Source organism: Priestia megaterium (genome assembly GCF_009497655.1).
Lineage (GTDB): Bacteria > Bacillota > Bacilli > Bacillales > Bacillaceae_H > Priestia > Priestia zanthoxyli.
Window position 1 is genome coordinate 1,605,288 of the sequence record NZ_CP023317.1, and the last position, 13,879, is coordinate 1,619,166.

General features: G+C 39.0%; 9 protein-coding genes and 1 pseudogene. 9 read left to right on the forward strand and 1 reads right to left on the reverse strand.

The features are described 5' to 3' along the window. The first annotated feature begins 13 nt into the window (after window positions 1-13). The 5 genes from hutU (at window position 14) to CEQ83_RS26995 (ending at window position 4,736) form a co-directional block, all read left to right on the forward strand. Entirely contained in the window at window positions 14-1,675 is a 1,662-nt protein-coding gene (gene hutU / locus CEQ83_RS08000; RefSeq protein ID WP_154972749.1) for a urocanate hydratase, read from the forward strand. Between the two features lie 16 nt (window positions 1,676-1,691). After that, on the forward strand, window positions 1,692-2,981 hold the full coding sequence (gene hutI / locus CEQ83_RS08005) for an imidazolonepropionase (RefSeq protein ID WP_155017160.1): 1,290 nt from the start codon (window positions 1,692-1,694) through the stop codon (window positions 2,979-2,981). Further along, window positions 2,956-3,939 (forward strand): formimidoylglutamase, encoded by a 984-nt coding sequence (hutG, locus tag CEQ83_RS08010; protein ID WP_154991508.1) that lies wholly within the window; start codon window positions 2,956-2,958, stop codon window positions 3,937-3,939. Before hutI ends, hutG begins: the two co-directional genes overlap by 26 nt. 197 nt (window positions 3,940-4,136) lie before the next feature. Beyond that, a complete protein-coding gene (locus tag CEQ83_RS08015; RefSeq protein WP_033578526.1) occupies window positions 4,137-4,568 on the forward strand; it encodes a MarR family winged helix-turn-helix transcriptional regulator in 432 nt (143 codons plus the stop codon). A 3-nt stretch (window positions 4,569-4,571) separates the two neighbouring features. Next, window positions 4,572-4,736 (forward strand): hypothetical protein, encoded by a 165-nt coding sequence (locus CEQ83_RS26995; protein WP_165573357.1) that lies wholly within the window; start codon window positions 4,572-4,574, stop codon window positions 4,734-4,736. Between the two features lie 85 nt (window positions 4,737-4,821). Here the strand turns inward: CEQ83_RS26995 and CEQ83_RS08020 are convergent. Further along, window positions 4,822-5,764 (reverse strand): annotated as a pseudogene (locus CEQ83_RS08020) (nucleoside hydrolase). 557 nt (window positions 5,765-6,321) lie between these two features. Between CEQ83_RS08020 and CEQ83_RS08030 the strand changes: the two are divergent. From CEQ83_RS08030 to CEQ83_RS08045, 4 genes are all read left to right on the forward strand, one after another. After that, window positions 6,322-7,743, forward strand: a complete 1,422-nt coding sequence (locus tag CEQ83_RS08030; protein ID WP_154991506.1) for a YfcC family protein — start codon at window positions 6,322-6,324, stop codon at window positions 7,741-7,743. A gap of 50 nt (window positions 7,744-7,793) precedes the next feature. Then, the gene (iadA, locus tag CEQ83_RS08035; RefSeq protein ID WP_155017575.1) at window positions 7,794-8,966 is read left to right on the forward strand and encodes a beta-aspartyl-peptidase; all 1,173 of its coding nucleotides are present in this window, start codon (window positions 7,794-7,796) and stop codon (window positions 8,964-8,966) included. A gap of 93 nt (window positions 8,967-9,059) precedes the next feature. Further along, window positions 9,060-11,612 (forward strand): cyanophycinase, encoded by a 2,553-nt coding sequence (locus tag CEQ83_RS08040; protein WP_155017161.1) that lies wholly within the window; start codon window positions 9,060-9,062, stop codon window positions 11,610-11,612. A 212-nt stretch (window positions 11,613-11,824) separates the two neighbouring features. Beyond that, window positions 11,825-13,870, forward strand: a complete 2,046-nt coding sequence (locus tag CEQ83_RS08045; protein WP_099330793.1) for a sigma 54-interacting transcriptional regulator — start codon at window positions 11,825-11,827, stop codon at window positions 13,868-13,870. Window positions 13,871-13,879: the final 9 nt, after the last annotated feature.

Sequence of the window (13,879 nt, forward strand, 5' to 3'; positions counted from 1 at the left end):
GGAGGAAAACGAAATGGAGACAAAACAAAGTGGAATAAAAGCACCTCGTGGAACAGAACTAACGACAAAAGGCTGGGTACAAGAAGCCGCTCTTCGCATGCTTCTAAACAATTTAGATTCCGAAGTAGCAGAGCATCCGGAAAAGTTAGTCGTATACGGAGGGATCGGAAAAGCAGCCCGTAACTGGGAGGCGTTCGATCGTATTGTAGATACGTTAAAAGAATTAGAAGAAGATGAAACGCTTCTCATACAGTCCGGCAAGCCGGTTGCGGTTTTTAAAACGCACAGTGATGCGCCGCGTGTTTTATTAGCAAATTCAAATCTTGTTCCTGCTTTTGCGAATTGGGAGACGTTCCATGAGCTCGATAAAAAAGGGTTAATGATGTACGGGCAAATGACTGCAGGAAGCTGGATTTATATCGGAAGCCAAGGCATTGTTCAAGGAACGTATGAAACATTTGCTGAGTGTGCCAACCAGCATTTTAACGGAACTTTGAAAGGAACCATTACGTTAACAGCTGGATTAGGAGGAATGGGAGGTGCACAACCGTTAGCCGTTACGATGGCAGGCGGCGTTGTCATTGGAATTGATGTTGATCGCACGCGTATTGAAAAACGTATCGAAACAAAGTATTGCGATACGGTAGTCGAAAGTGTAGCTGATGCAATCACGTTAGCTGAAGATGCAAAAAGATTGGGCAAAGCGCTGTCCATTGGATTAGTTGGAAATGCAGCCGAGATTTTGCCTGAAATGATAAAGCGAGGATTTATCCCAGATATTGTGACAGATCAAACATCGGCACATGATCCGCTTAACGGATATTTGCCGATTGGAGTCAGCTTAGCAGAAGGAGAAAAATTGCGGAATACAAATCCAAATGAATATATAAAACAATCAAAAGCAAGTATGGCTATTCACGTTCAAGCCATGTTAGAGATGCAAAGAAAAGGCGCGGTTGCTTTTGACTATGGCAATAATATTCGCCAAGTGGCGCTCGATGAAGGTGTCGCGAATGCATTTGATTTCCCGGGATTTGTCCCAGCGTACATCCGTCCGCAGTTCTGTGAAGGAAAAGGACCGTTCAGGTGGGTCGCTTTGTCAGGAAACCCAGAAGATATTTATAAAACAGATGAAGTCATTTTACGTGAGTTTTCGGATAATACGCATCTTTGCAACTGGATTAAAATGGCGAGAGAAAAAATTGAGTTTCAAGGATTGCCGGCTCGTATTTGCTGGCTAGGCTACGGAGAAAGAGCGCGCTTTGGAAAAATTATTAATGACATGGTAGCAAACGGAGAGCTGTCAGCGCCTATCGTTATTGGCAGAGATCATCTAGATGCCGGTTCCGTGGCTTCGCCAAATCGTGAAACTGAAGCAATGAAAGATGGCAGTGATGCAGTAGCAGACTGGCCTATTTTAAATGCATTAGTCAATACGGCAGCAGGCGCAAGCTGGGTATCCGTTCACCACGGAGGAGGAGTAGGTATGGGGTATTCTCTGCACGCTGGAATGGTTGTAGTAGCAGACGGGACGGAAGATGCCGCTAAACGTCTAGAACGTGTTTTAACAACAGATCCTGGCATGGGTGTTGTTCGTCATGTAGACGCCGGCTATGATAAGGCCATTCAAACTGCAAAAGAAAAAGGGATACAAATTCCCGCGTTACATGAATAAAAAAGGAGGGATACGTATGACTATTACGTATATCAAATGCGCTGAACAAGTCATTACGGTTAAAGGTGGAAGTCAGCCTAGACGAGAGGAAGAAATGTCAGATCTAGGAATCATTGAAAATGGCAGCGTACTCGTTAAAAATGGAAAAATTGTATTTGTTGGGCCTGACGTCAAAGCGCGGGAATACCTTGAGCATATCCATGAACCTATTAATATAATTGATGCCGAAGGAAAAATCGTAACGCCTGGGTTAATTGATCCCCACACTCACCTTGTGTTTGGCGGCAGTCGTGAAAAAGAATTAGAAATGCGCTTAAACGGGGCAAAGTATATTGATATATTAAAAGCGGGAGGAGGAATTTTACAAACAACCGTTAGTACACGACAAGCAACAGAAGAGGAGCTAATCAAGCAATCTACAAAACGTTTAAATAAATTTCTGCAGTACGGAGTTACAACTGTCGAAGCCAAAAGCGGGTACGGTTTAAATCTTAAAGATGAAATCAAACAATTAAAAGTAGCGAAGAAACTGAATGAACAGCATCCAGTAGATGTTGTTTCAACCTTTATGGGAGCTCATGCGGTGCCAGCTGAGTACAAAGGAAAGGAAGATGAGTTTGTTCGTTTTGTTATCGAAGAAATGATACCAATTGTTGCAAAAGAAGAGCTAGCGGAGTTTTGTGATGTATTTTGTGAAGAAGGTGTGTTTACAGTTGAACAGTCAGAGCGTATTTTACAAGCTGGAAAAGCATACGGACTAAAACCTAAAATCCACGCCGATGAAATTGTGTCTTTTGGCGGGGCAGAATTAGCGGCTAAAGTGGGAGCTGTGTCTGCGGATCATTTATTAAAAGCATCGGATCAAGGAATTAAGCAAATGGCTGAAAGCGGAGTTATAGCCGTTCTATTGCCGGGTACTGCATTCTTTTTAATGGAAGAGCCGGCGCGTGCTAGAAAAATGATCGAAGCAGGGGTACCGGTTGCTTTGTCTACAGATCGAAACCCAGGGTCTTCTCCTACGGAATCGCTGCCGTTTATTATGAATTTAGCTTGTTTAACGATGAAAATGACGCCCGCAGAAGTTTTAACAGCCTGTACGATCAACGCGGCTCATGCCATTGGCAAAGGGGATCAAATCGGAAGTATTGAAGTAGGTAAAAAAGCCGATTTAGTGCTATTTGATGCGCCCAATTACCAAACGCTGCAGTATAACTATGCCGTAAATCTTGTAGACACGGTATTAAAAGATGGGAAAGTTGTGGTTGAAGGCGGTGTTTTACATGAACTATCCGTACCCACAGCTTGATCGACCGCCTTTTTGCTGGCAGCGTCAAAGTACTTCTGACCCAAAAGTAAGTGATTGGATTCAGACAGTTGAAGATGGGTGCAAAGTCGACTTTACATCGATAGATATTACGGTTTTGGGCGTGCCTCTTTCAAGATCCTCCATTAGCGCTTCTGGAGCCAGTGAGACGCCAATGGCCATGAGGAAAATCTGGAAATCCTTTAATCCGTATCATATTGAGTATGATACGGATTTGACTTCCTTGTCAGTGTTGGATTTAGGTGACGTCAAACAGCACGTAACGGATATAGAGAAGTCTCATCAGTATATAAAAGAAGCGATGATGTCTATGCGGAAATGTCATCCGCATGCGCTGCCTGTTATGCTCGGAGGAGACCACTCCATTACAGCTATGTTAGTAAAAGGATGGAAAGAGTCACATCCCGAACAGAAAATAGGAATTTTACAGTTTGATACGCACTTTGACTTACGAAGCTTAGAAGACAATGGCCCTTCTAACGGAACACCCATACGAAATTTAATTGAAAGCAACACAATTGATGCAACTCATGTATGGAATATTGGGCTTCACGGGTTTTACAACTCAAAATCGTTAAAGGAATATGCGGATAGCAAAGGCGTTCATTATGTAACGCTACTGCAAGCAAGAAAAGCGGGAGTAACTCATACGGTGAAAGAAGTACTAAAACAGCTGAGCAAAGAAGTAGACATGATCTATTTAACCGTTGATATGGACGTGTTAGATATTGCTTACGCACCTGGAGTTCCAGCAGGAACCACAGGGGGAATGAGAACGGAGGAATTGTTTGAAGCGGTATACACGGCTGGGAGTCATCCGCTTGTTCAAGCAATGGATATCGTTTGTCTAGATCCGCTGCGTGATGTAAGAGAAATAACTGTAAAAGCAGGCGTACATGTATTTTTGAATTTTTTAACGGGAGTTGTAAACAGAAAGTAAGGGAGTATACTTCCTTGCTTTTTTTATCGTTAAATAGCTGCTTACATAGGATTAATAAACTTTTTTTTAGAGCGAGATAACATAACTTTAGAAGTGTGTATGGGTTTTAGTAAATATATTTTTACTAAAATCAACTATTTATATTGTTTTTATTTAAAATTAGTAATAATATATTTACTAAAGAAGGTGAGTATCTTATGGAGGAAAAACTGGCTAAGGAATATATCGCTTTAATACCGGTTTTATTTGAAAACTTCAAGAACTTAAACAAGAATGAAGTGAAATTAACACATTTACAAAATCACGTAGTTGAATTCATGTATATGAAAAAAAGAGATTTGAATATTAAGGAAATTAGTAATGGATTAAATATTGCCAAACAACAGTTAACGAATGTTATCAGTGAATTAGAAAATGAAGGATATTTAATCAAAATGCCTGATCCGCGAGATAAGCGTGCAGTTTTAGTCTCATTAACGTCTAAAGGAAAAAATATTCAAGAAGAAAAATGGAGAGGGATTTATAGTAATTTCAATACAAATATCTCCAAATTAAATGAAGAAGAGCAAATAGACCTGCAGTTTGCTCTTCATAAATTAAATATTTTGTTAAAAAAGATGGAGGGATAAATTATGAACCAAAGAGAACGGATTTCACTCATTAGTGTAGGTGTTATAGGCGGGACAGTAATGGGAGTAATTTATAAAGATATATCCAACTGCTTGATTACAGGTGTGATTGTTGCTTCAATCATTACTTTAATGCTCAATCAAAAAGCGAAAAAAACAGCTAGATAGTATGAATAAACGTAAGACAGCACCAGCAAGTTGTGAACTCGACGTTCTGGTGCTGCCTCTATAAAATTTATCTTCTAGATGAACATTACGAAGCTGAATATGTTTTGAGAGCCTCAATCATTAAATTCCAAAATCCGTCTACATCAAGAGTTAAACCGAATTTAGCATTGGGTTTCCTCCCTGTGACTCCAAGCAAATCAACTGAAGTTGTTCCAGACGTGTATTCTCCGCGTGTTTCTACTACAATATTAACTTCTTTTAGCGTAAATAGTTCTGGAGCTACACAATAAGCGACGGTCAATACATCGTGAACAGGAGGGCCATTAAATCCAAAGGTTTCTTTATAGGCAGATTTAAAAAATGCTAATAATTCCCCGACCTTTTTTGCTACGTTATTATCGATGTTCATGACTTGGTTAATAACGTCATCTGTTGCAACGGCTTGATGCGTAATATCTAACCCCATTACTACGAGTGGGATGCCGCTATCGAACACTTTTTTAGCCGCTTCTGGGTCTGCCCAAATATTAAACTCAGCCGTTGGCGTCCAGTTCCCGAAGGTTCCACCGCCCATAAGGATAATCTCTCCAATGTTTTCTTTAATTTCTGGAGCTTTCATTAAAGCTAAGGCAATGTTCGTTAAAGGACCGGTAGGCAAAAGCGTAACGGGATCTTCTGACTCTTTGACCATTCGTATAATAGTATCTACTCCGTGTTCTTCGCTCCAGCTGCGAGAGAGAGCCGGGAACTCACGACCGTCTAATCCTGAATCTCCGTGTATACTAGGCGCGTTTTCACGTCTGCGCATCATTCATTGGTTCGCTTGCTCCTTTTGAAACAATCACGTTATGTAACGATACCAAGTCACACACTTTCAAAGCATTCACCGTCGTTTTTTCAATTTCTGCGTTTCCTGAAACAGTTGTAATCGCTAAAATATCTAATTCCGGTCGTGCGGCAGCTAAAATAATTGCAATGGCATCATCATGACCTGGATCACAGTCCATAATAATCTTTCTTTTTTTCATTATGATCACCTCTATAGAATGGATAAATTGCTGTTAATTTTGCGTGGATTTTATTTTCTCTAAAATAGCTTCTGTAAACTCCGATGTAGAGACATGTCCGCCTAAATCTTTCGTTTTCACTTCATCTTGGAGCGTTTGATAAAGTGCGTGTTCTACTGTAGCAGCCACTTCTGTAAGTTTACGATCCGCATGTTTTTCAGCCAGCCATTTGAGTGTAGTATTTTTTTATGTCTATAGATTAAATTCTTTTATCTTTCGTTTTGCTGCTTTTTAAAAAAAGAACTAGCTAATGGTTTCATGCTCCAGATTTTCTATCAACTAGCTTCTTAATTGGCGTTATTAAATTTTAAAAAACACCCAATTAACACCTAAAACACATTTTAATTATATCATAATTCAGAAAATTAAACGGTTATACGTTGGCACGAAAATTGCTTGTACTATATGTGAAGAACACAAGAGAAAGGAGCAATGTGTAGCTGCAGATAAGGAAGCTGCTTTTAAAGAACGAGATGTCTGTTTAAAGTTACTATTTCACAATGAAGGGGAGAAGAAGAATGAGTGAACCGCAAAAGGAAATGAGTTCATTAAATCAGGTACGGAAAAAAGAGAGAAAAATAAACGTTTTTGCTTTATTGTTAGGCTTTCTTGTGATTGCTACTATTTTAACGTATATCTTGCCAGCCGGAGAATACGCACGTGTAGAAGTAGACGGACGAACAACGGTAGATCCTCAGTCGTTTAAATGGATTGGTTCTACACCTGTTGGATTCTTTGATATGGTCAAAGCGATACATACAGGAATGGTAGAAGGAGCCGACATTATCTTTTTTGTATTAATTATCGGCGGTTTCTTTGGTGTACTAAGCGCTACGGGGACAGTAGATGTATTGATTACAACGATGGCTAAAAAGCTTGCTACTAGAGAAAAATTATTAATTCCTGTTATGATGCTATTTTTTGCGGTAGGCGGTTCTTTAATGGGGATGGCGGAAGAAACGCTAGCTTATATTCCTCTTTTAATTCCGCTGGCACTTGCTCTTGGATTCGATGCATTAACAGGGACTGCTATTGTTTTAATTGGCGCATCGGCTGGTTTTACTACGGCCGTTATGAATCCATTTACAGTAGGTGTTGCACAAGGAGTAGCAGAGCTTCCTATGTTTTCTGGAATGGGCTTTCGTCTCATCTTATTCGTAGTTGTTTATGCTGTTTCAGTATGGTTTGTCTACCGATATGCGATGAAAGTGAAAAGAAGTCCTTCTATAGGAACATACGGAAAATACAGCATAACTAATGCACATAAACTTTTAAATTCTGATGCGAAGTTAACTAGAAAGCATAAATGGATTATGGCAGCATTTCTTGTTAACTATGTAATTCTTGCTTTTGGCGTTATTAAGTATAAGTGGTACATTACTGAAATTGCCTCTCTGTTTGTGATTTTGACAGTGGTGATTGGGATTATTGGAAGGCTCTCTGTTGAAAATACGGTTAAGTCGTTTACAAACGGGGCAGCAGCGCTAGTTGGAGGAGCGCTTGTTATCGGAGTTTCTCGCGCAGTTCTTGTTGTTTTAAATGAAGGTCATATTGTAGACCCTATGCTTCATCAAGTATCTGGAGCGATTCAACATATTCCGGGATATTTAAGCGTCATCGGAATCTACAACTTCCAAGCGCTGATTCATCTTATTTTAGCATCTGGAACGGGTCATGCGATGCTGACGATGCCAATCATGACGCCTCTTGCAGATTTGCTTGATATTACGCGACAAACGGCAGTATTATCTTTTTCTTTTGCAGACGGCATCGGAAACATTATTTTCCCGACGGCTGGAACGTTGATGGCTGGTTTAGCAATTGCGGGGATTTCATGGACAAAGTGGGCGAAATGGGTGCTTCCGCTAGTCCTTATTCAATATGTGATTGGTCTAATAGCCGTTGTGATTGCTTATTTTATCAATTACGGACCATTTTAAGAGATAGAAAAATGTAATTTGTAAGTTGAGCTTACTAGGAGGAATAGATGTTGTTAACCTTAATCAAAAACGCAGAAGTATATGCACCACAGCACTTAGGAAAAAAAGATATATTGCTTGCAGACAGCAAAATCATCCTTATAAAAGATTGTATTGATCATGTAAATACGTCCATTCCTATTGGTGTTGTAGATGCCGCTAATCACATTATAGCTCCAGGCTTCATTGACTCACATGTTCATATTATTGGCGGAGGAGGAGAAGGTGGATATAAAACACGCACTCCTGAACTAATGTTAACCGATGCAACGACTGCCGGTGTTACAACTATTGTAGGTGTACTTGGAACAGACGGTACAACAAGAAGAATGGAAAACCTTCTGGCCAAAGCAAGAGGGTTAGAAGAAGAAGGGATCAGCTGCTTCATTCACACAGGTTCCTATCAAATACCGGTAAAAACGTTAACTAATAGCATTGAAGAAGATCTTATTTTAATTGATAAAATTATCGGAGTAGGTGAAATTGCCATTTCCGACCACCGCTCTTCTGAACCGACATTTGAAGAACTGGTGAAGGTGGCTTCCGCTGCCCGCAATGGAGGGATTTTATCAGGGAAAGCCGGAATATTAGAGATTCACGTAGGAGACGGAGAACGAAAATTATCTTTATTGAATCAAATCGTAGATAAAACAGACCTGCCAATTCGTCAGTTTCACCCTACACATATTAATAGAAATGAAGAGCTGTTTAAAGAAGGAACTCAATTTGCAAAGCGAGGCGGCTACGTAGATTTTACGACTAGTACGATCCCTCACTTTTTAGAAGAAGGCGAAGTTAAGTGCAGCAAAGGGTTACGCATCATGCTGGAAGAGAAAGTGGCGATTGACAGCATTACGTTTTCATCCGATGGAAACGCGAGCCTGCCGTTTTTTGATGATAACGGAGATTATAAAGGTCTTCAAGTTGGAAAAGTGTCTTCTTTATTTCAAGAAGTACGAGATGCAGTATTAGAGGAATCAGTACCGTTAGAAACAGCTCTTCAAGTCATTACTTCTAATCCTGCCAAAGTATTAAAACTGTCCAATAAAGGGCATATTCAACCCGGAAAAGATGCAGATTTAGTCCTTTTAGACAAAGAGACGCTAACAATTAAAACGGTTTTTGCTCAAGGTAAAGTAATGGTAAAAGACGGTGTCCCTGTTGTGAAAGGAACGTTTGAATAACAGGTTTTAGATATCATTTATCAAAAGTATCGCGGAAAGGATACGAGCTAATTAGAGAAGGGTATTAAAATTTGCGTGGAAAGGATCTTTCAAATGAAAAAGAAACTGGTTTCATGTCTCATCAGCTTTACATTACTTTCTTCGTTGAGTACACCCCTGCTTGCAAAAGCACAAGAAAATACTGAAGGCATTAAAGGCAGCCTTGTTATTGCAGGCGGAGGTGTAGGAACATCCAATCAAGATATATATGAAAAATTTCTCTTGCTTGCTGGGGGAAAAGAAAAAGCCAAGGTAGGGATTATTCCAGCTGCTAGCACAACGCTGCAGTCTTCTGAAAAGTTTAAGAAAGACCTCGTGAAATACGGAGTAAACTCAGATTCTATTCAAATTCTTCCCGTTTCCAATCACGATTTTTCTGACACACAAAAAGATGAATCGACTTGGAAGAATCAAGTGAACGACAAGAAGTTATCCCGTACGATTAAAGGACTAACGGCAGTTTGGTTTGTTGGAGGAGACCAAACAAAAATTGTGGATTCCCTTCGTCAAAATAATGGAAACGATTCTGAAGCGTTAAAAGCTATCTGGGATATATATCGTAAGGGAGCAGTTATCGGAGGTACAAGTGCAGGAGCTGCAATTATGAGTGACGTCATGATTACAGGAGGAGACAGTCTAGGAGCTTTAAAAGAAAGTATAGGAAACAAGGAAAATAAACATGTAAACGAAAACCAACACAATAAGAAAGAATACGAGCCTCTATCAGTTCAAAAAGGGTTGGGATTTTTCCAACACGGCATAATTGATCAGCATATGGATGAACGAGCACGACTTGGGCGACTTGCAGTAGCTGCGTATAATGCTGAACGCGACAAAGAAAAAAACTTTGCATACGGTGTAGACGAAGATACTGCTATGGTCGTTAACAATAAAGATCAAAAGGTTGAAGTCGTTGGAAGAAGCGGAGTAGCTGTATTAGATATGAGCCAAGCTAAGCTTATATCTAAGCAAAAAGTGCGTTCAGGCTTAGAGAACATAAAAGTCAGTTACTTATCTCCTGGAGATAAAATTAACTATCATTTAAAATCATTTGAATTTCCAAACGATAAAGTAGAAACGAAGGGGTTTGAATATTATTCCTTTAACGCACTGCCTGCTACGGGTGTTTTTACACCGTATGGAAGATTAAAGGCTTATTTATCATATTCTTTCGTTGATAATAAATCAATGAAATCTGCTAACAGCTATGTTTATGACAGTAAAGGGTCTGGATACGAAATTGCTTTCCAAAAGGATAATGACACAAACGGCTACTGGCGGTATACTGATGGACAAAAAGATGATTATTCCATTGTAAATGTAAGAATGGACATTACACCTAAAACCGTCAAATTTCAACCGGATAAAAAAACTAGTTTAACGTATAAAAAACCTACTTTTTCTTCACCTGAAAGTCCTGTATACGACGAGATTAAAGGTAACCTCTTAATTGCAGGAGGAGCGCTTGGAAGCAGTAATTCAAGCGTGTATAGCAAGTTTATTACTCTTGCAGGAGGAAAGCAGGCCAAAATAGGGATTGTTCCTGCAGCGAGTACTAAGTTCGACTCCTCTAATCAGTTTAAAAGTGATTTAGTTAAATACGGAGTGAAGGCAGAAAATATAGAGATTTTACCTATTTCAAACCACGACTTTAAAGGAACTTCTGAAGATGAGTTGACTTGGAAAACAAATATGAACAGTGATAAACTAGCGCAAAAAGTTAAAGGGCTAACAGGCATTTGGTTTGTAGGAGGAGATCAAACCTTGATTACGGGCTCGTTGCGGAATGAAAATGGTTCGGACTCAAAAGTTTTACAAGCCATATGGCATACGTATAAAAACGGGGCAGTACTTGGCGGTACGAGTGCCGGAGCGGCGATTATGAGTAATACTATGCTCGCTGGCGGAGATAGCTACGGAGCTCTTTCGTACGGATTTACAGACACATACGATGATATGACTCAGCAAGAAGGCGGTCCTGCTTATTTGGAAAAAGGCCTTGGTTTTTTTCAATACGGTCTGGTAGATCAGCATTTTGACAACAAAGCAAGACTGGGACGCCTTATTGCAACAGCATATGAAAAAGGAAATAAAAATCAGCTTTCTTACGGCATCGATGAAGATACTGCTATGGTGGTAAACAATAAAGAAAAACAAATAGAAGTTGTTGGAAGAGGCGGTATTACGCTAGTTGACTTAGCAAAGGTACAGGCAAATGACAAATTTCCGAGTGATTACAAAAATATTCTTATCTCTTGTATTACGCCAGGTGATAAAGTAAATATCACAACAAAAGAAATCGTCATAAACCCAGCTAAAACATCTACTAGAAAAAATGAATACTACAGTGAAAAGGTTGGGCCAAACACGGGTCTTTTCTCTCCGCACGGTGTATTAAGGAAATTTTTAGCTTGCGATCTTATCGATAACGCTCAGAGCAAAGAAATAAAGAGCTATGCGTTTAACCAAGGCAAAGGTTTTGAGCTTACCTTCAGAAAAAGCCCTGAAAGCAATGGCTATTGGGCTTATACCGACGGTCAAAAAGACGATTACTCTATTGTGAAAGTAGCCTTAGATATCAAACCAATAAACGTAGACATTAAATGAGAAAAAAGTAATTCAATGCATCTAGCACTTTAGCATATCGTGCCTCCACCCATTAAAGTGGAGGCGCTTTTTTCTACTTATTTTTATTTACAAAAGGGACAAACGTCCGCTAGATGAAATGCACAGCAAAGTATAAAATGATAGGTATAGTATTCCAAGACTAATCTCTGAAGGCAAGTCAAGTTAAAGGCCTGTAGAAAGGTGTCCATACGATGAAAAAGAAATTAGTTTTAATAACAGGAAGCAAGCAAACTAGAATCATTTTACACAATCAATTAAAAGAGTTGCTAGGCGATTATATTTTTATTGAATGCTTTGCAATTGATGAAGAATTACCAAGAAAAATTGATGGAGATGTTGTTCTTTATTCATCAGAGAGTATATATCATGAAATGAAGAACAGATTAGACGTTCAGCATGCACATGAAATTGTAGGAAATAGAACAATTCATCATAAGCATATAAATGAATTACTGAAAATCCCTGCCCATACAAAAGTATTAATTGTAAATGATGACGATAAAGAAACTCTTAAATTAATAGAATCTCTTTATCAAGTAGGCATTAATCATGTTCAGTTTATCCCTTTTAAAAAGCAAAAGACCTATTACGAAGGTGTTGAAATTGCAGTTTCTCCAGGTGAGGTTCACTTGTGTCCCCCATACGTAAAGCATGTAATTGATATAGGCGTTAGACTTTTTGACATGGCGACCATTTTTGAACTTATAAAATCATTCGGTTTTAATCAGTCTAATCATTCAATTATTTGGGATCGCTATTTGCGAAACATCATTGTGCTGCAAAAAAAACTAATAGAAGCAGAAGGGAAAATGAAAGAACTTCACCTTCATGTAAAGAGTATTGTAAACGTAGTAGAAGATGGTATTCTTGCCGTGGATTTTAATAGAAAAATTACGTTATTCAATAAAAGGTTAGAATCACTGTTCCAGCTAGCTTCTTCCGATGCTATAGATCATGAGATTCAAAGCGTAATTTCTAACAAAGGCCTTGTGGAGTTTATTATATCGTCCGATGAGAAAAGTCAGTACTTTAACATAAATGGGTACGAAATGGTTATCTATAAGTCGATGATTGAGAAAAGCAATACTACTGTAGCAACGTTTAAAAGTGTTAATCAAGCTGTTGAAATAGAAGGAAAAGCGCAGTCAGAACTTAGAAAAAACGGATTTTCTGCTAAGTATAACTATCAAGATATTATAGGAGAACACCCAGCTTTGCTTAAAACGATTGAAATTTCCCGGAAAATGGCTGCCACTGAGTATCCTATTTTGATTCAAGGAGAAACCGGTACAGGAAAAGAGCTGTTTGCTCAGGCTATCCACAATCATTCTACACGTAAAAATGGACCGTTTCTTGCCGTAAATTGCAGTGCCATGACCGATACATTACTAGAAAGTGAGCTGTTTGGGTACGAAGAAGCCAGCTTTACAGGAGCGCAGAAAGGCGGCAAAAAAGGGCTGTTTGAGAGCGCTGATAAAGGTACAATCTTTCTAGATGAAATTGGTGATATCAGCCCGCGTTTACAAACTCAGCTTTTAAGGGTGCTTCAAGAAAAAGAAATTAGGCGGGTAGGAGGTACAAGAGTCATTCCGATTAATGTAAGAATCATAGCAGCCACTCACAATAATTTACTACATAAAATGAAAGAAGGTCTGTTTCGAGAAGATCTGTACTATCGTTTACATGTATTATCTTTAACGATTCCTCCTTTAAGATATAGAAGAACCGATATTCCTTTACTGATTCATCATTTTATGTCCAAATCGAAAACGTGGACGCATATCCATCCAGAAGCGATGAAGCTGCTTATCGAACATGAATGGTTAGGAAATATAAGAGAATTAAAAGGCGTAATTGAGTATTTACTTACCGTCTGCGATGACAACGAAGTGAAAGCAAAAGACGTAGAGTATAGGCTTAGTAGTCAAAAAGAAGATCATTCTTTGTATGAAGTTGAAAATGAATCGGTTGACTTAATCGAACTTCAAGAAAATCGTGCCCTGTTAGAAACGATAAAACAGTGTAATGATACAGGAAAAGCAGCAAGCAGAAAGTGGATTACGCAGCATTTAAAAGGCTTTACTCTTACAGAACAGCAGGTGAGAAATCGTTTGGATCTACTAGAAGAAAAAGAGTATATTATAAAACGCAGAGGCAGAGCAGGAACAAAAATAACAGAAAAAGGACTGCATTATCTATATCATTTAAAAACAAAACAGCATTTAATCAATCCTTGATGTGCGTAA